Origin of the sequence: Massilia sp. BKSP1R2A-1 (assembly GCF_050586525.1) — a bacterium.
Classification (GTDB): domain Bacteria; phylum Pseudomonadota; class Gammaproteobacteria; order Burkholderiales; family Burkholderiaceae_D; genus Telluria.
The window spans coordinates 53,536-72,494 of record NZ_JBOBRE010000019.1 but is presented as its reverse complement, the minus strand read 5'-3'; the positions used below and the strand labels follow the sequence as shown (position 1 = coordinate 72,494).

The following is an 18,959-nucleotide window of genomic DNA, read 5'->3' as shown; positions in this document are numbered from 1 at the left end:
ATACCTCAGCCGATCTTGCGGGCGGTGTTGATCACGTTGATGCCGTTGAAGCGCGTCGTCGACGAGCCATGCGAGACGATGCTGATCTGCGGCGGCTGGCCTTTGCCGTCGAAGAAGGAGCCGCCCATGCGCCAGTCGCGTTCGTCGCAGATCGCGCTGCAGGCATTCCAGAATTCCTGGGTATTGGCCTGGTAGGCCACGTCTTCCAGCATCGGTCCGATCTTGCCGTCCTTGATCTCGTAGAACAGCTGGCCGCCGAACTGGAAGTTGTAGCGCTGCTGGTCGATCGAGAAGGAGCCGTCGCCGACGATATAGATGCCCTTCTTGATGTCCTTGACCATCTCGTCCGGGGTCAGCTTCTTCTTGCCCGCGGCGAGCGAGACGTTCGGCATGCGCTGGAACTGCACCGAGTTCCACGAGTCGGCGTAGGAACAGCCGTGCGACTCCTTCTCGCCGATGATGTGGGCCTGGTCACGCGTGGCCTGGTAGTTGACCAGGATGCCGTCCTTGATGATGTCCCACTTCTTGGTCTTCACGCCCTCGTCGTCGTAGCCCACGCAGCCGAGCGAACCCGGGGTGACCTTGTCGGCGTACAGGTTGACCATCGGGTTGCCGTACTTGAACTTCTTCGTCTCCCACTTATCCAGGGTGGCGAAGCTGGTGCCGGCGTAGTTGGCTTCGTAGCCGAGCACGCGGTCCAGTTCCGTCGGGTGGCCGACGTTCTCGTGAATGGTCAGCCACAGGTGTTCGGGCGAGAGCATCAGGTCGTACTTGCCCGGCACGACCGACTTGGCGGTCAGTTTGGTCTTGGCATCGCGGCCCGCGGCGCGCGCGTCCTCGATGATGTCGTAGGAACCGGTATAGAGCGTCGCGACGCCGCCGGCCGCCTTGAGCTTGTGCTCCGGGCGCGCGTCCAGGTATTCGTAGCCCATGCCGACTGGAGCTCCCAGGCCGGAGCGCGAGCGGAACTTGCCGGTGCTTTTATCGACGGCGGTGGCCTGGAACGGAGCCCACAGGCGATGCACGTCCTGTTCGATGTAGGAGCCGTCGGTGGAGGCGAAATACTTCTGCTGGTTCACCTGGAACAGCATGGCGTTCATGAAGGTTGCGCCGCCGTCCATGCCGGCCTTGTTCGCGGCGATCAGGAGGTCCGCCTTTTCCTTGATCGGCACGGTGCGCCAGTCCTTCTTGATCGGCGTGGACCACGACACCTCGCCCACGCCCTTGACTGGTGCAAGACGCACCGGTTCGGACTGCAGCTTGGCATTGGCCTTGGCGATCGCCACCGCCTGGCGCGCCGCGTTGGCGATGCCGTCGTTGCTCATGTCCGAGGTCGCGGCGAAGCCGTAGGCGCCGTTCGCGATCACGCGCACGCCCACGCCGGCCGACTCGGTATTCGCCACGTTCTCGACGTTCAGGTCGCGCGTGGTGATGAACTGGTTCAGGTAGCGGCCGATGCGTACGTCGGCATAGCTGGCGCCTGCCTTGGTGGCGGCGTTCAGCGCGACGTCGGCGAGGGCCTTCTTGGCGGCGGTGGGCATGCTGCTCAGCAGCTCTTCAGCCGCGATCGCGCGGGTGAAGGGGAGCATCGTGGAGGCGAGCGCCAGGCTGCTGAAATTTAGAAAGGTACGGCGTTCCATAAAATCTCCTGAAATCAACCTACTTCTGGGCAGCGGTCCCGCTGACGACGCGGTCCGCTCTTGTATTTACGGCGCAGGGAAAGCGGTTTTGCCGGTCCCGATCGAGGCCGGCAAACTTGTCAACCTTAGCAGCAACTTGAGGTTTTGAATAGGCAATTGTTGTGCCAGATCAAAGCGTCTTTTGGATGCATGAATGCGTGGGCGTCCGCTGTCCGCAGAAAGTGTCCGCTACCCTGTCCGCAGGGCCAATCCGGACACTCCTCCGGACATGCTCGGGGGACAAATATGTATATGCGAACACTGCTTGACTGTCCGGCCCGCGTGCCTGATCATCGGCGCGGCGGCGGCGTCCCGCCCGGCCGCGCACAATCACCACGGAGACCTCGAACCGATGAAACGACTGATCCTTGCCGCAGGTATCGTTGCCAGCCTGGCAGCCGGCGCCGCGCAGGCCGACGACGCCCTGAAAGCCGCTATCGCGGGCGAACACCGCAGCGCCGCGAACAAGGCGCGCGATGCGGCGCGCCATCCCTACGAGACCTTGACCTTCTTCGGCATCAAGCCGAACATGACGGTGGTGGAGCTGGTGCCCTCGGGTGGCTGGTACACCGAGATCCTGGCGCCCTACCTGCGCCAGAACGGCAAGCTGATCGGGGCGGGCCAGGCGATCGCACCGGGCAATCGCTACGGCATGGCCTTCAAGCAGAAGCTCGACTCGAACCCGGCGATCTACGACAAGGTGGTCCCCAGCGTGTTCGAACCGCCGAAAACCTACCAGATCGCGGCCCCGAACAGCGTCGACATGGTGCTCACCTTCCGCAACCTGCACAACTGGGTCGGCAACGGCGAAGACGCCCTCAAGACCACCTTCAAGGAAATCCACAAGGTCCTGAAACCGGGCGGCGTGCTGGGCATCGTCGACCACCGCCTGCCAGCCTCGATGACCCAGGATGCGAAAGCCTCGAGCGGCTACCTGCACGAGGCCTGGGTGATCAAGACGGTCGAAAGCGCCGGCTTCAAGCTGGCCGCCAAGTCCGAGGTCAATGCCAATCCGAAGGACAAGGCGGACCACGAGAAGGGCGTGTGGACGCTGCCGCCGGTCCTGGCCAACAAGGACAAGGACCGCGAGAAGTACATGGCGATCGGCGAGAGCGACCGCATGACGCTCAAGTTCGTCAAGCAGTAAGCCATCCCGGAGGGGCCGCCCCCTCCGTGGAATTTTGTGTATTTCCTTCGGCGGCGAGCGTGTATATTCTTGCGGTTCGAATCAATCGCAACGCCACCGAAGGAAACCATGAAAACCGCACGTCTTGCCGCCGCCGTGGCATTCGCCCTGGCAGGCCTTGTCCACGCACAGGACACCACTCCTCCCCCGGCGCCCGTTCCCGGCACCCCGCCTTCGCCGGCGGTCGCGACGCCATCGGCCACCACGGCTCCGGCCCTGCCGGCGGTCGAGAACTCGGTGGTCAAGATCTTCTCCACCGTGCGCGCCCCTGACCCGTACAAACCCTGGGCCAAGCAGTCGCCGCGCGACATCACCGGCTCCGGCGTCATCATCGAGGGCAAGCGCATCCTGACCAATGCCCACGTGGTGGGATACGCCAGCCAGGTGGAGGTGCAGGCCAGCCAGTCGGGCGACAAGGTGCCGGCCAAGGTGATCGCGCTGGCGCGCGGCCTGGACCTGGCGGTGCTGGAGCTGGACGATCCTTCCTTTTTTGAGAAGCGTCCGCCGGTGCAGCGCGCCGCCGTGCTGCCGGACGTGCGCGAAGCCGTCTACGCCTACGGCTATCCGGTCGGCGGCAACTCGCTCTCGACCACCCGCGGCATCGTCTCGCGCGTGGAGTTCGTCGGCTACGGCTCGTTCAGCTCGGGCCTGCGCATCCAGATCGACGCGCCGATCAACCCGGGCAACAGCGGCGGCCCCGTGATCGCCGGCGACAAGATGATCGGCCTGGCCTTCTCGATGGCGGCCGGGGCCCAGAACATTGGTTACGTGATCCCGAACGAGGAGATCGAGCTGTTCCTGAAGGACGTGGCCGATGGCCGCTACGACGGCAAGCCGCTGCTGCACGACAGCGTCCAGACCCTGGAGAACCCGGCCCTGCGCGCCTACCTGAAGCTGGACAAATCGGTGGAGGGCGCGGTGGTGCACCGTCCGTACAAGCCTGATGCTTCCTGGCCGCTGAAGGAGTGGGACGTGATCACCCACATCGGCGAGTACCCGGTCGACAACCAGGGCATGGTGAAGCTGGGCTCGAACTTGCGCGTGCGCTTCCAGTACCGCATCCAGCAGGTGGCGAAGAACGGCAAGGTGCCGATGACCATCGTCCGCAGCGGCAAGACCATGAAGGTCGAGGTGCCGACCAGCGGCCCGCGTCCGCTCCTGATCCCCGACCTGAACGGCGGCTATCCCTCCTACTTCGTCTACGGACCGGTGTCCTTCACCCGCGCGTCGGCCGAATTCGCGAGCTTCCTGATGACGAATGCGGCGGCGATGACGGCCTACGCCTTCAACGACAATCCGCTGGTGAACCAGCGCGGCGATTCGCCGGACGCGGCGCGCGAGGAACTGGTCGTGATCAGCGGCCCCTTCTTCCCGCACCGGCTGGTGACGGGCTACGGCAACCGCTTCGGCTCGGTGGTCGACACGGTCAACGGCGTCAAGATCCGCAGCCTGGCGCACCTGGTGAGCACCCTGCGCGACCTGAAGGACGAGCACGTGGTCTTCAAGTTCGACCAGCGCTATGGCGAGACCCTGATCCTGCCGCGCAAGGCGGCGCTGGATGCGACCGAATCGATCCTGTCGGACAACGGCATTCGCAGCCAGGGGTCGGACGATATGATGAAGGTGTGGAACGGGAAATGACGTTCCGAAGTTTCAACGTGTAGTTGAACGCGTGGGCGGGGGACCGCCCACCCTACAGAAATCGAGACGTAGGGTGGGCAAGTTTCTTGCCCACGCGTTCAGCCAGCAGGCGATCAGCCCTTCTTTTCTTTCTTGACCGGCACCAGCAGCAGGTCCTGGAAGTCGTAGCTGAAGTCGGTCTCGGTCGACACCGGCTTCATGCGCACCCGTTCGATGCTGCCGTCGTGGTCCAGCGAGAAGGTCACATAGGCGTCGGCGTTGAAGTTGCGTTCCTTCCAGCGCACGATGAAGGTGTCGTGCTGGAAGTGCTCCATCTCCCCCGTCAGGTCGGGCGTGCGGGTGAAGGACATCACCAGCCTGTTATTCACACGTTTAATCGAAACCTTGCCGTACCAGGCATCCTCGTAGTCACCCTCGTAGGAGGCCAGCGCCAGCGAAGGCTTGGACTGCGCCGCGCGCGACGCCGCCTCGCCCTTCACACGGGCCGCTTCCTTGGCCTGGTTTTCCCTGTCGATGTCGGCGATGCGGCCGATCCAGTCGGTCGGCGCCACGCCCAGGTGCTGGTCCAGCAGGCGGTATTGCAGGGCGTTCAGGGAAGGCCCGCTTTCGGCGTTGGTGAAGATCGCGATGCCGAGCTTCGCTTCCGGCACCAGCAGCACGCGGGTATAGAAGCCCTGCAGCGCGCCGCCGTGCATGGCGACCAGCTTGCCCTGGTAGTCGCGCAGCTGGAAGCCCAGGCCGTAGGCGTAGAAGTTCGGCTTGGTGGCGGCCAGCGGCGGACGCGGCTGGCTGATCGTCATCGGGGTCTGGGCGGTCCACATCTCGCGCGCCTGCTTGTCCGACCACAGGCGCTTGTCCGCGCCGACCTTGCCGTTATCGAGCAGCACGTTCATCCAGCGCGCGATGTCTTCGGCGCTGGTGTTGATGCCGACCGCGCCGACCGCGTTCGCCACCGGCATCGGCTTGACCGGCACGGCCTTGCCGGCGATCTTGCTGTGCGGCGCCGAGACGTTGGCGAACTTCGTGTTCTCTTCCAGGCTCGTGGTGGTGCCCGTCATGCCCACTGGCTTGAGGATCCACTCGTGCATGGTCTCGCCCCAGGTCTTGCCGGACTTGGCGGCGATGATCTTGCCGGCCACGATGTAGAGCAGGTTGTCGTAGGCGTAGGCGCTGCGGAAGCTCGTCGCCGGCTTCACGAAACGCAGATTGTGGATGATCTCGTCGGTGCTGAACGTGGTGGTCGGCCACCACAGCAGGTCGCCCGCTCCCAGGCCCAGGCCGCTGCGGTGGGTCAGCAGGTCGCGCACGGTCATCTCGGCGGTGACGTAGGCGTCGTACATGCGGAAGTCCGGCAGGTGCTTGATCACGGGATCGTCCCAGGACAGCTTGCCCTGGTCGACCAGCATGCCCAGCGCCGCGGCGGTGAAGGCCTTGGAGTTCGAGGCGATCTCGAAGATGGTCTTGCCGTCGACCCTGGCCGCTTCGCCGCGCTTGCGCACGCCGAAGCCCTCGGCGGCGACGACCTTGCCGTCCTTGACGACGGCGATGGCGATGCCGGGCACGTCGAACTCTTTCATCACGCGCTCGACGTCGGCGCGCAGGTCATATGCCGGCGCGACGGCGGCGGCGGCCGGCGCCGCATCCTGTGCGAAGACCGCACCGGTGGTGGACACCGCGATCAGGACCGCGGCTGCTACTCGATTCATTGAAAACACGCTGTCTGTCCCCTTCTGGTTTATTTACCTGCCATGGCCTTGTCGACGCTGCCCTGCGTCTCCGGGTGGTAGCGCTCGCGCGCCGACTTGTAGATGCGCTCGGCCCAGGCGCGGTCTTCCGGCTTGGCGCGCAGCGCGGTGTACAGCGGCACCACGAACTTCTGGCGGCCCACGCTCATCAGGAAGGCTTCCATCTGCGGACGCACGCCTTGGTAGCCCGCGTGCACCGAGGCGCGGTAGAAGCGGAAGGCCACTTCATTGTTGCCGGTCTTGGCCAGGCCGAAGGCCTTGTCGAGTTCTTCCAGCTTGGCGGCATTGGCCTTGTTGTCGATGTCGTTCAGGAACTTCATCCACTCTTCCGCCTTCCAGCCCTTGGTGTCGAGCTGCGCGGTCTTGATGTCACCCTTGAGCCAGCGCGCGGTGGTGTCGTTCAGCTTTGTCAGGCGGCTCGAGACGGCGTGCTTGGCGCTGGCAGGAATGCCCGGGCCGTACAGCCATTCCTCTAACTCCTTGTCGCTCATGATCTTCGGATTCTTGGCGAGCAGGTTCGTGCGCAGGAAAGCCACGAACTGGTCGGTGGTCACGCTCTGGAAGGCGTGCTGGTCGAACCAGCTGCGCAGGAAGGGATCGAAGGCGGCGCGGCCGGCGCGCTGTTCCAGCGTGCGCAGGAACCAGGCGCCCTTCGGGTAGGCCAGGCCTTCGTCGGTGTAGTGTTTCGAGGAGTCGTCCGGCTTGCGGGTGACCAGCGCCTGCTTCTCCTTCGGGATGCCCTTGAGCGACTCGATCGCCTCTTCCTGCTCGAGCTGCAGGTTCATGGTCGCCACTTCCTCGCCGTAGAGCTTTTCGATGATGCGGGTGGTGACGTAGGTGGTGAAGCCCTCGTTGAGCCACCAGTGCTTCCAGGAGGCGTTGGTCACCAGGTTGCCCGACCAGCTGTGCGCCAGTTCGTGGGCGATCAGGTCGACCAGGCTGCGGTCGCCCGCGATCATGGTCGGGGTCAGGAAGGTCAGGCGCGGGTTTTCCATGCCGCCGATCGGGAAGGACGGCGGCAGCACCAGCATGTCGTAGCGCCCCCAGCGATAGGGGCCGTACAGCGATTCGGCGGCGGCCACCATCTTCTCGGTGTCGGCCAGCTCGTACTCGGCGGCCTTGATGCGCTGCGGCTCGGCGTAGACGCCGGTGCGGCCGCCCAGGGTGCGCGCTTCCAGCTCGCCGATGCCGATCGCCACCAGGTAGGACGGCACGGGCTGCGGCATCTTGAAGTTCCAGCCGTCCTTGCCGGTCGCCTTCGGGTCGTTATCGGCGCTCATCACGACGCGCATGCCTTCCGGCGCCTGGATGCGCGCGGTGTAGGTGAAGCGCACCGCCGGGGTGTCCTGCACCGGCATGAAGGAGCGCGCGTTGATCGGCTGCGACTGGCTGAACATGAAGGGGAACTTGCCCGACATGGTCTGCTTCGGGGTCAGCCACTGCAGGGCCGCCGCGGTGGGCGCGGTCTTGTAGTGGATGCGGACCTTGGCCGGCTGGCCCGGCAGCGCCACGTGCAGGGCCTGGCCCTTTTCAGGATCGAGCTTGTCGAGGGTGTACTTGACTGGCGCCCAGGCGCCTTTCGCGTCCTGCGCCTCGATCTTCGAGATCGCCAGGTCGCGGGTGTCGAGGTCCAGGGTGGCGGCCTTCCTGTCGATCCAGTTCAGCGTCAGTTCGGCATGGCCGCCCAGGGTCTTCTGGGTGAAGTCGGCCTTCAGGTCCAGGTGCAGGGCGGTGGTCTTGACCTGGTCGTACTTGGCGTAGCTGAGGGGATCGAGTGCGAACGCGTAGGCGCTCCACTGGCTGAGGATGGCGCAGGCAGTGGCGCGCAGCACGGTAGAAGTCTTCATGGTCTCTCGGGAAGGATGAGGGCGCGAGCAGAATAGCATCCTTGACCCTGGCGGAAAAGCACAAAGCCGCTGGCCGGCGCGCGCCGTATTGACGGCGCCAGCAAGCGGCCCTGGCGTGCGCGCTGCCCTATTCCTGGGTCACCCAGACCGGCGCCGACCACAGGACGTTGCCGTCTTCCTGCGTCACCTTCGCATAGTAGAAGTGCGCCCCCGGCGAAGGCGTGAAGCTGGCCATGGCCAGGTTCGACACCTCGGTCACGGTGCCCTTGCGTCCCGGTACCCCTTCCATGATCGACACCGCCGCCACCTTCCTGCCCGTGCTGGATGCGAAATTCGCCTGCAGGTTCAAGGGCCCGCGGTTCACGAAGCGCTCGCCCATCATCCGCCCGTTCGCGGTGAACACCAGCTGCGCCGTCTTGTCCATGGTCGCGAACACGCGGCGCGCCTTGAGCGCCGCCACGAAGCTCGCGCGCGTGAGCGGAGTCCCGTTGGGAAGCAGGACGCCGGTGCGGTTCGTGTAGGACGCGCCCCAGTTGGCGCAATGGTTGTCCTGGTTGGTGCTGAAGGCCAGGTGGTAGCCCGCCTCCAGCAGCCGGTTGCAGGCCTGTTCGAAGTTGCTGCGCCGGGTCTCGGTCTCGCTGTCGTTGGTCGAGAAGGCGGTACTGTTCATCACCTCGCACAGCACCATGGTCTCGTCGCCGTCGGCGGTGTAGCCGAGCGGGACGCCGTTCACCACGAACTGCCCGCTGTGCGCCGGATGGTTGAACTGGCCGACCCAGCCGCGCTGGCGCATCAGGGTGTAGAGCGCCGCATAGTCGCTGCGCGGCGTCGCCGTATCGGCCATCAGCTCGCCCTTGCCGTTGCTCTCCCAGCCGAGCAGCTCGTCGCTGTTGAAGATGTTGACGTGGCCGCCCCTGTTGATGACGCCCCACTCCATGCCGTACAGGGCGAGGAAGTTGGGCTTGGTGGCGTTGAAGGCGGCGGCGCTGGCCAGGCCCGCCTGGTACAGGGCGCGCGCCTGGGCGGCGTCGGCGTCGAGCTTGGTCCCGTCCGAACCGTCGTACATGTGGTTGTGCTCGGAGACGGCCAGCACGTCGAGGCCGCGCCCGCGCGCATAGGCGAAGGCGGCTTCCGGCCCGTACTCCGCCTTGAGCGGATCCTGGGCGCCCTTGCATTCGCCGAGCGCGGCGCCGCCGTCGCTATGGTTGCTCTGGCTGTGCAGGTTGGCGAGGAAGACGGTGTAGGGCAGCGCGCCAGGTACGGGCGCCGCGCCGGCCTGCCCCGCCGTCTCGCGTACGCCGGGCAGCGGCGTGAAGCGCGGCGTGCGCTGGGCGGGCAAGGCGCCGACGGCGATCTGCCAGTCCTGCGCCACGGCTTCCTCATGGTCGCCATCGAGCTGGGCGCGCAGCCGGACCCGGTACAGGCCGGCCGGCGCCGCGACGCCGCCGATCCTGCCGTCCCATGCGACCGGGACAGCGACAGCGTTGGAACCGATGACGCGCTTGCCGCGCCAGCGCCGGGCGACGCGGCCGCGCGGGTCGACCAGTTCCAGCGACCAGTCCACCGTGCCGCGGCCTTCGAGGCCGGGGTAATGGAAGCCCATGCTGAAGGTCCGGCGCGCGTCCGCCGCCCTGAAAGGCGCGTGCAGCGTGGCTTCGAGTTCCTTGTGCTCGGCAGGCGCCGCGACCGCGCCGCCGTGGCACAGGGCCAGCAGCAACGCACCGAAGAGTGGGGAAATGATTGTGATTTTCATAATGCAATTTTTGCAATTGCATCGAAATCCACCTTGCGCCCACCCGGCGCTGTTGTTGCAAAATTATCTAGAGCTCTTGAGCGATTTCAACAGCTCGACAGCCAGCACTAGAAATGGAAATCGGCGCGTACCATCGGCGTGCTGGCGCGCTGCCCGGCGCCGCCCGTGGTGCGGCGCGTATTGCCGAACTTGTTGTTCCAGAACTGGTAGCCGACGCCGATCCGGACCTTCTTCTTCGCATAGCCCAGGCGCGGGCCGATGTCGTACATGAATGCGAGGTCGAGATTGGTCTCGGCGCCGGTCGGGTCGCCGGTCTCGCTGAGCCCCTTCTCGGCGATGAAGTTCAGGAAGCCTTCGAAGGACCAGCCTTCGGCTACCGGGATGCCCCAGCTGGCGCCGAACATCGGGTGGGTCTCGTAGGTATAGCGGCCGCGCACATTGGCGATCGGCGGGAAGGGGCCGCTCGGCGCATTCGATTCGCGCAGCCACAGGATGCTGGTGTTGAGAAAACCCGGCACGTCCCACATCAGGGTGGGCCCGGCCACCAGCATGCGCTTGCGCGAGTTGTAGCCGACGTCGTCCTTGTCGTTGACGTCGAAGCCGACCGTCAGGCCCACGCCTTTCACCTTCCCGAAGCGGATCTCGGAGCCGCGCAGCGCGCCGATGTCGAGCGTGTGGCGGTACAGCAGGTAGGCTTCCTGCGCGCCGCTGCTGCTCCCCAGGTTGCGTGGGTCCGTGCTGTCGGACTTGAGCACGTCGAGATTGAGGTAGTTGCTGCCGTACTTGTAGCCGCTCGCGTGCGTGAAGGCCACGATGTGCTTCTTGATGTGCTCGGGGTTGAACGGTTCCGCGAAGCGCGTGCCGTAGCGGTAGCTGATCGCGTTGTCGCTCCAGTCCATCGCTCCGGCGGGACTGGTGCAGCACAGCAGTGCGGCGCAGGCCGCGGTTCTCATCTTTCGGGCTTGGGTGCTCATGTTTTCAATCCTGGCAGTTTGTCCTGCGGGCCGGGAAGCACGTCTCCCGGCCTGCGTTCCACATAGAGTTCGACCTTGTGTTCGCGGCCATCGTCGAGCGGCTCGATGATGTTGTCCGCCTGCGGCTGGCCGTCGAGCAGCAGCGCTTCGCCCTGGCCGGCATGGCGCACCTGGACGTCGTAGTCCGCCCTGCCCGCCCGGTAGCGCAGGCCTAGTTGCGCCCAGGCCGCCGGCAGCAGGGGCGCCAGCGCCAGGCGGTCGGCCGCGCGCCCGATGCCGAGCAGCGCATCATACAGCAGCAGGCAGGTCCAGCCGCTCGCCGCGCCGTCCATCATGAAGTAAGGCGCAGCAAGAGAGCGCACGGGTGCGTCCATGGCCAGGCGCCAGGCGCGCGTCGCCGCGCCCTGGCCGGCCAGGGCCAGGCCCAGCCAGGCGGCCGACCGCGCGTCCGGTGCACTGTCCTGCCTGGCCAGCACGGCGGCGACCCGGCCCGGGTCCGCGCCCGCGAGAGCGGCCCAGGCCTGGGTCGCGGCATCGCCTTCGCCATAGGCTTCGCCGTTCCAGCCGTGCTCCTCGGCCTGCGCCAGCAAGGCCAGCGCCGCGCCGCGGCAGGTGGTGGCGAAGCCGAAGTCGGCGCGGCGGTCGGCCACGTCGGCGAAATGCCGGAGCACGGCGGCCAGCAGGAAGGCCAGGCGCAGGTCTTCCGGGCGCTCGGGAAGATCCGGCCCGTCCTCGTGCATGCGCGCGTCCTTCAAGGGCAGGCCGTGCTCGCCGAGACGCAGGCAGCCGCGCAGGCCGTGCACACAGTACTGGTAGAGGTCGTCGTGCGCGAGTCGCGTGCCGCTCGTCGGATCGCCCCCGGCCGGCTCGCGCAGGATGCCGTCGTCGCCGGTCACCCCGATATAGCGCTGCAGCGCCCAGGGCAGCCAGAGGAAGTCCTCGACCGCTGCCCCCGCGCTGCCGATGTCCGCGCGCGCCGCACGCAGCAGCGTCTCGCGCAGCGTGGTCGGGCTGCCGTGCAAGGCCGCCAGCGCGCCCTGCAGCTGCCGGGCCGGCGCCTCGCCGAACGTGAGGGCAAGGGCGCCGTAGGGCAGCCAGCCATTGGCGAACAGGTCGAAGGCCGGGCTTGGCGTCGCCACGCGCACGCCGCCGAGCAGCACGTCCCAATGGGCGTGCAGCGCGCGCAATGCCCGCGCCGCGCCCTTGGTCCCGCCGTGCTGCTGCACCGCCTGGCTGGCGGCGAGCACATTCGGCTCGGCCACGCCCAGCAGGAACACCAGCTCCCTTTCCTCGCCCGGCTGCAGCTCGACCCGCAGCTGCAGGGCGGCGCAAGGATCGAGCGCGGCGCCGTGGCTGCCCGAGAGACTGGCGCGGGTCAAAGCGGCCGGCCGCGCCAGGCTGCGGTGGCGCCCGACGAACTCGCGCCGGTCGGCAGTATGCGTCACCTGCGCCGCGTCCACGTGGAAGAAGGCGACCTTGTCGGCAAAGCCGGCGCCGAACGCATTGCGGGCCGTCAGTGCGCCGCTGGCCAGGTCGACGCCGGTGACGACCTGCAGGCCGGCAGGCGCCCCTGCCTCGTCCAGCCACCACTGCACGTAGCCCGTCACCGTGAGTCGGCGCGGCGCGCTGGAGGCATTGCGCAGCGTGAGCACCGAGTATTTGAGGGAGGCGTCCTGGGCGACGAAGCAGCGCAGCGTCGAATCGATGCCGTGGGCCCTGTGTTCGAACAGCGTATAGCCGAAGCCGTGGCGCGTGAGATAGGGCTCGCCGGAGGGCATGGGCCAGGGCGTGGGCGACCAGGCCGCGCCCGTGTCCTCGTCGCGCAGGTAGAAGGCTTCGCCCTCCTCCGGCGTGAGCCGCAAGCCGCGGCTGCCGCACCAGCTGCCGCCCGGCCCGGTGGCCTGGACCATGGCGCCGAAGCTGCCGTTCGCCAGCGGATTGGGCCAGGGGGCCGGCAGGGCCTCGCTGCTGCGGATCAGGTAATCGCGGCCGTTCGCGGCGAAACCGCCGGGGCCATCGTCGTGTTCGAGCGCTTCCGGCGCCGCCGGCGGCGCGTCCAGCGTCCACTGCGGCGGCTCGGCGACGGGAACGAACGGGATGGGCCAGGACGGCATCGGCGGCGCGGCGCGGCCCAGCTGCTCGGCGAGCGGCCCGCGCCCGGCCAGCAGCAGCACGCGGGCGGCAGCGCGCAGCAGGATGCGGTCTTCCTGCGGCACCTCGTCGAGCACATGGAGGTGCAGGTGCGCCACGTCGTCCGGCGCCATGTCGCTGATCTGCTCGCGGAACGCGCGGTTCTGGCACAGCACCAGCAGGTCGACGGCCAGGCCGCGCGCGCGCCAGTAGGCGTGGGCCTGCAGCACCTCGCGCGCCAGGCCGAGGTCGGCGTCCGGCTGCAGCACCAGCAAGGGACGGCTGCCGTCCACGCCATAGGCGCGCAGGGCGGCGCGGCCGCGCACATTGCGTTCGATGACGCCTGGCTCGGCGCGCAGGCCGGGCACGGGCTCGAACAGGCAGCCGGCCAGGCGGTTGAAACGCTGTGCCTCGGCCTCGCCCAGGCCTTCGCGGTCGAGCGCCGCCTGGCCGTGGGTCCATGCCGCCTCCAGGGCCTGCGCCACCGCGGCCGCATCGAGATGCCGGGCCGCCAGGGCACGCGCCGCGGCGGGCGTGGCGGCCGCGGCCAGCAGCAGGTCGACCGTGATTTCCTGTCCGGGGCCGAGGCTCAGGCTGCGGCGGATGGCCAGCACCGGAGCCCCGTTTGTCCTGCCTTCGAGCGGCGGCAAGGGCCTGGCGGGGTCGGGGCAGGCGCCGCTGTACTGCGGCGCGCCGGACCTGCCGCGCACCGCCAGCGCGTGCAGCACGGTGGGCTGGGCCGGGCCGGCGTAGCACAGCAGCGCGCCCGATGCCGCATCGACCTGGAGCTGGACGTCCTGCCCGCGCGGCGCCAGTGCGGCCAGGGCGACGTCGCTCGTCACCTCCAGGGCGAGCGCGGTGTCGCGCGTGTTGCGGATGCGCAGGCGCCGCAGCTCGACGTCGTCGTCCGGCGCCACCGCCACGTCGACCACGATGGCCAGGCCACGCTCTTCGCGCCGGAAGGTCGCACGGCCTTCGGCGAATACGGCTTCGATGCGCTCCGTCGCACCATGACCGGGCGTGGACGACCACAACTCGCCGCCGGCGGCGTCGCGCAGCACCCACGCCATGCCGCCCAGGGCCCCAAGCGGGTCCGGCTGCCAGCGCGTCAGCGCCACGTCATCGAGGCGGCTGTAGCCGGAACCGTCGCTGGCCACCATCAGGTGGTAGCGGCCGTTCGACAGCAGCTGCACGTCAAGCATGGCGGCGTCGGCGCGCTCGATGATGCGGCCCTGGCCCGGTGCGGCGGGCGCTGCGCCGGCATAGGGCGCGGGCATCGAAGCGCCGCGGTCCGGCACGGCTTCCTGCAGCAGCGACTGGGCCGCGCGCAGTTCGGGATCGCGCGCGAAACGGCGCTGCATCGGCGCCTCGTGCAGCGCCTGCAGCAGCGCCAGCATGCTCATCCCCTGGTGGCGCGCGGCGAACGTACGCACCACGTGGTGGCCTTCCCCGTGCGGCAGGTGGCCGGGCGTGTAGTCGACCGCATCCACGAAGCCGTAGTCGCCTCCCATGCCGAGCGAGGCCATGCGTTCCAGGTTGGCGAGCGCCGCGCCGGGCGCGAGCGGCAAAGCCAGCAGGGCCGCGTAGGGCGCGGCCACCAGGGCGTCCCCGCTGCCCCGGCGCAGGGCGGCGCCCGGCGCGCCGAAGCGGCGGAACTGGTACAGCAGGCTGGCGTCGACCGCGTTGCAGGCCGATTCAGAAAAGCCCCAGGGCATGCCATGGCGGCGTCCGTGCGCCACCTGGGCGCGCACGGCGGCGCGGCCGGCATGGTCGAGCAGCGTGTCGCGCCAGGCCGGCAGCAGGAGCTGGGGCGCGAGGTAGTCCGACAGGGCGCCGTCGACCGACAGCAGCAACTGGTCGAAGCCGGCGACGCGCAGCGGGCGCTTCAATCGCCACCAATGGCGCTGGCCGAGCTGGCCCTGGGCCACCGCCATATAGCTGGCCATGCTGGCTTCCGAAGCCAGCAGGTCGCAGCTGCCGGCGTCGAGGCGCTCTTCGCGCACATGGCAGCCGAGCGCCAGCAGGCCGATGGCAGGGTCGTACAGGGCCGCGCAATCCATCGCGGCGAAGCCGCGCGCCTGAACGGCGAGACCCTGGAAGCGTTTCATCAGCTTGCGCGCGTGTTCGCGTCCGTCGCGCACGTGGCGCGCCAGGCCGGGATGCATGCCGGGCAGGGGCTCGAAGGCGGCGAGCTCGCGCAAGGTGGGGATGCGCGTGAGGCCGGCGTCGAGCACGTATTCCTGCTCGGCGCGCATCCAGGGCGCGAGCTGCAGGAGGTCGTCCTGCAGGGCGTGGCAGTGCGCCACCAGCCGCGCGGCCCAGTCGCGCAGGGGATCCTCATCTTCCAGTGCGGCGCGCGGCAGGCCTGCATGCAGGGCCTCGCCCGCCGCGACGATGTGGCGCAGGCAGTCGGCCAGGCCGGGCAAGGTGTCGGCCGCACGGCAGCGCTGCGGGTCGAGCGCGGCCCAGGCGGCGGCCACCAGTTCGCGCTCGCGCATCGAGCGTCCGGCCGCCAGTTCGTCCACCACGTGCAGTGTCGCGCGGACGCCTTCCAGCGCCTGCGGTCCGGCGATGGGTGCGTCCGGCAGTTCGTCGAGTCCGGCGCCGAGAATACGCAGCGACAGCGCGAGCCAGCCGCTGCCGGACGTGGACACGGTGGCCGGCTCGATCGGCGCCAGCCTGGCGTTGTCGTAGGCCGCCAGGAAGTGGCCGCGCCAGCGCTCCAGCATGCCCATCGAGGAGAGCGCGCCGTCCAGCCGCTCGTGCAGGGCGCCCAGCGGCAGGAAGCCGAAGTCGCGCGCGGCCAGCGTCGACAACAGGGACACGGCCATGCCCTCGGGCGTGGTGCGTGCGTCGGCCAGCATCTCCGGCTGCTCCTGCACGCTTTCCGGCGGCAGCCAGTTGTTGGCGGGGCCGGCGAAGTCCTCGAAGAAGGCCCAGCTGCGCCGGGCAACCCGCTGCAGCAAGGCCTGGCGCGCCGCCGACAGGCGCGGCGGGCGCGCACGCGCCGGCAGTCCGGTCCACCATGCGAGCAGGGGCGAGAGGAACCAGACCAGCAGCAGCGGCGCGGACGGGAACAGCGAATAGGGATTGGCGAAAGTCAGCAGCAGGGCGATGGCAACCGCCAGCACGGGCGCGAACCACATCGTCACGAGATAGTGGACGACCGCGGGCATGGCGCGCGTCCTGGCCGGTTCGGGCCACTTGAACAGGGCGCGCAGCAGCGCATCGCACTGGGACCAGGCGGCGTGCGGCAGGAAGCTGGTGGCCAGCGCCGCGCGCACCAGCGGCACGCGCGCGCCCCATGTCCAGGCTTCGAGGTGCTGGCGCCAGGGGGCGTCGTGCGGCCGGTCGATGAGCGCCACCAGGCTTCCCAGCAGCCCGGGCAGGAAGAACACCGCGAGCACGGCCGCGGTCCAGAAAGCCGGTTGGGTCAGCGCCGTCCAGCACAGCACCAGCAGGAGCAGCAGCGCCGGCGCCACCAGGCTGTCGCGCAGCGCGTCGAACAGGCGCCAGCGCGCCTGCGCCGTCATCAGGCCGGGGCGCCGCAGCCGTCCGGCCGACTGCCAGGCGGCGCGTACGGCGCGGCGCCGCGCCACGGCATGCTCGCCGTAACCGCAGGGGAAGGCCTGCTCCAGGCGGACTTCCTCGTCGCGGCGTGCGTGCAGGCAGCCTTCGTCCACGATGCCAGGTTCTAGAGGCTCGCCCCCCATCATCCGCTCCCAGGCATCGACCTCGTAGATCGCGGCCCAGCCGAACATGCCCTGGGCCTCGGACTCGCGCAGCGCCTGCGGTGCGGCCCAGCTGCCCCTGCCCTCGGCCCACAGGCGCTGGTAACGGCAATCCTGCCTGCCGGGGAGCGCGCCGCCGAGCGCCGGGCGCAGCATGGCGTGGCCTTCCACGACGCGGGTCGCGCCGGCGTCGAGGACCACCTGGTTGAGCGGATGCGCCATCGCCGCGACCAGCTTGCGCGCCGCGTCGCGCGGCAGGTCGATGGCGGCGTCCAGCGCGATCACATAGCGCGCTTCCGCCAGCCCGGCGCTGCCGCCCGCCACGGTGGCAAAGCGCGCGCGTCCCTCGTCCTCGGGTTTCGCGGCCAGCCAGGCATGCAGGTCGGCCAGCTGGCCGCGGCGCCCTGCCCTCGTGCGCATGCGCGAACGCTGCAGCAGGAGGAAAGGCTCGACGCGTACCCTGTGCGTGGCCGGCTGGCCGTCCTCGTCGACGACCGGGAAGCGGTGTTCGCGCGCGTGCCTGCGATTGAGTTCCTCGATCGCGCCCACCGCCTGCGCCACCAGCGCCGCGTCGCCGGGCAGCTCCTCTTCTGCCGCCTCGGGCAGATCGGCCAGCAGGCAAAAGCGCAGGCGCGGATCGCGGTTGGCCAGGTAGCGCTGTTCGAGATCGCGGCACAGGCCGGCGACCTGCTCCGCATGCGCCAGCTGCGCCGACACGGCCACCAGGGTAAGTTGATCGGCCGGGATGCCGGCCTCGAAATCCATGCGCGGCATGGCCTGGGGGCGCGGCGCCAGCCAGGCCGCCATCATGTCGCTCAGCGCGACCGCCAGCTGGCTGGCGCCGGCCAGGGACAACAGTCCGATCGCCGCCTGCAGCGCCGGGCCGGCTCCCTGCGTGCGTGCGCAGGCGACGACACAAACAGCGAACAGCAGCGACAGGAGGGCCACCGCGCCGATGCGCAGGACCAGCGGCGCATGCGGCCTGCGCAGGCGTGCCGCCAGGCCGGATTGCGGCCGCAGGCGCTGCATCAGCGCTTCGCGTCCCGGGCCGGCGAGGTAGTAGCCGATGTGGCGGCGGCGCAGGTCGAGGCCGCCCTCGCCCGGCGCGCGGTGCACGCCCGCCAGCGCCAGCGCCTCCTGGGCAACTTCCGCTTCCAGGCGGCGCGCGCGCAGCGCCAGGGTTTCGACGGCATGGCGGTACAGGTCGCGCGTCGGGCCGTCCATGCGCGGGTAGCTGCCGTCCGGATCGGCGCGCAGCAGCGCCTCCACCGGGCTGGCCTCTTCCAGCAGCGCGCGCCAGTTGACACCGCCGAGCAGGCGCAGGCTCGCCAGGCAGTGCGCGGTGATCGCCGCGTCAAGCGCCAGTGCACCGCGCTCGCGCTCGACCAGCTGGCCGATGCCGGACCCTTCGTCCTGCAGGCGCGCGTCGATCCAGGCCAGCGCCTGTTCCAGTGCGCCGCCGCGGCCATGCAGGCGGCGCGCCAGTTCCGCCACGAAGGCGGCGCCCAGCGGCTGCACGGCGCGCGCCATGTCCGCCACCAGCAGGATCAGGTCGCCCGAGCGCTGCTGCGCGGTATCGAGCATGCGGCCGGCCCAGTCGGCGGCCAGCAGGCGTTCGCGGCAGGCCTCGGCGCTGCGCCCGGCCACGTGGCGCAGGGTGTCGAGCAGGGCCAGGCGCAGCGCGCCGGGCAGCAGGCGCAGCTCGGCCAGCCGCAGCGCCTTGTCCTCGAGTCCATCCTGGTAGGCGGCGAGCATGGCGGCCAGTTCGGCGCGCGTGATCTTCCCTCCTCCCTGCGCCACCGCCTCGCCGGCCAGCGCGTGGATGCGCGCCTGGCCGTCGGGCGCCAGCCGCGGCAGCACGCCTTCGTCATGCAGCAGCTGGCCGCGCGCTTCGCGCAACTGGGCGTCGATCAGGGGATAGCCGTCGAGGACGACGCCGGCGGCGGCCGGCAGTTCGCAGCCCTTCAGGCGCGCGCCTTCGAGCGCGTCGCAGGCGGCATCGAAGGCGGTAAGCTGGGTGGACAGCAGCATGCGCAGCGCGGGCGCGCCATCGCCGCGCTCCAGCCGGTGGCTTGAAGCGAGCCGCTGGAAATGCGCCGCAAACTGGGCGGCCTGGGAAGCCGCTTGCTCGTCGATGGCGGCGGATCCGGCCTTCGCTTTGGTTTCTTGCTTCAACAGGGACCTCGACACAGAGGCGTGCGCAGTCGACCGCTGGCGCGCAAGGCGCCCGGGGCGGATCGGGAGGACGGGAAACGCTGGGCGCGCACGGCCAC

General features: G+C 69.2%; 8 protein-coding genes. 2 read left to right on the top strand and 6 right to left on the bottom strand.

Translation table 11 applies throughout. The features are described from left to right. Window positions 1–5: 5 nt before the first annotated feature. Complete coding sequence (locus ACQ7JA_RS23085) at window positions 6–1,640, bottom strand: TldD/PmbA family protein (RefSeq protein ID WP_430902049.1); 1,635 nt, start codon at window positions 1,638–1,640, stop codon at window positions 6–8. 391 nt (window positions 1,641–2,031) lie between these two features. On the opposite strand from ACQ7JA_RS23085, the gene ACQ7JA_RS23080 reads away from it, so the two are divergent. Together ACQ7JA_RS23080 and ACQ7JA_RS23075 are read left to right on the top strand one after the other, a co-directional pair. Further along, on the top strand, window positions 2,032–2,826 hold the full coding sequence (locus tag ACQ7JA_RS23080) for a class I SAM-dependent methyltransferase (protein ID WP_430902048.1): 795 nt from the start codon (window positions 2,032–2,034) through the stop codon (window positions 2,824–2,826). 108 nt (window positions 2,827–2,934) lie between these two features. Then, window positions 2,935–4,506: a trypsin-like peptidase domain-containing protein gene (locus ACQ7JA_RS23075; RefSeq protein ID WP_430902047.1), complete on the top strand. Its 1,572-nt coding sequence runs from the start codon at window positions 2,935–2,937 to the stop codon at window positions 4,504–4,506. 113 nt (window positions 4,507–4,619) lie between these two features. Here the strand turns inward: ACQ7JA_RS23075 and ACQ7JA_RS23070 are convergent, their stop codons facing one another. The 5 genes from ACQ7JA_RS23070 to ACQ7JA_RS23050 form a co-directional block, all read right to left on the bottom strand. Then, a complete protein-coding gene (locus ACQ7JA_RS23070) occupies window positions 4,620–6,212 on the bottom strand; it encodes a serine hydrolase (RefSeq protein WP_430902046.1) in 1,593 nt (530 codons plus the stop codon). Window positions 6,213–6,241: 29 nt separating this feature from the next. Continuing rightward, complete coding sequence (locus ACQ7JA_RS23065; protein ID WP_430902045.1) at window positions 6,242–8,098, bottom strand: M1 family metallopeptidase; 1,857 nt, start codon at window positions 8,096–8,098, stop codon at window positions 6,242–6,244. 127 nt (window positions 8,099–8,225) lie between these two features. Next, window positions 8,226–9,851, bottom strand: coding sequence for a CehA/McbA family metallohydrolase (locus ACQ7JA_RS23060; protein ID WP_430902044.1), 1,626 nt, complete (start codon window positions 9,849–9,851; stop codon window positions 8,226–8,228). Between the two features lie 107 nt (window positions 9,852–9,958). Continuing rightward, on the bottom strand, window positions 9,959–10,825 hold the full coding sequence (locus ACQ7JA_RS23055; protein WP_430902043.1) for an outer envelope protein: 867 nt from the start codon (window positions 10,823–10,825) through the stop codon (window positions 9,959–9,961). Beyond that, a complete protein-coding gene (locus ACQ7JA_RS23050; protein ID WP_430902042.1) occupies window positions 10,822–18,861 on the bottom strand; it encodes a glucoamylase family protein in 8,040 nt (2,679 codons plus the stop codon). Before ACQ7JA_RS23050 ends, ACQ7JA_RS23055 begins: the two co-directional genes overlap by 4 nt. Window positions 18,862–18,959: the final 98 nt, after the last annotated feature.

Coding starts and splice junctions, on each gene's coding strand:
- ACQ7JA_RS23085 (WP_430902049.1), bottom strand. CDS start 1,640: ATGGAACGCCGTACCTTTCTAAATTTCAGCAGCCTGGCGCTCGCCTCC.
- ACQ7JA_RS23080 (WP_430902048.1), top strand. CDS start 2,032: ATGAAACGACTGATCCTTGCCGCAGGTATCGTTGCCAGCCTGGCAGCC.
- ACQ7JA_RS23075 (WP_430902047.1), top strand. CDS start 2,935: ATGAAAACCGCACGTCTTGCCGCCGCCGTGGCATTCGCCCTGGCAGGC.
- ACQ7JA_RS23070 (WP_430902046.1), bottom strand. CDS start 6,212: ATGAATCGAGTAGCAGCCGCGGTCCTGATCGCGGTGTCCACCACCGGT.
- ACQ7JA_RS23065 (WP_430902045.1), bottom strand. CDS start 8,098: ATGAAGACTTCTACCGTGCTGCGCGCCACTGCCTGCGCCATCCTCAGC.
- ACQ7JA_RS23060 (WP_430902044.1), bottom strand. CDS start 9,851: ATGAAAATCACAATCATTTCCCCACTCTTCGGTGCGTTGCTGCTGGCC.
- ACQ7JA_RS23055 (WP_430902043.1), bottom strand. CDS start 10,825: ATGAGCACCCAAGCCCGAAAGATGAGAACCGCGGCCTGCGCCGCACTG.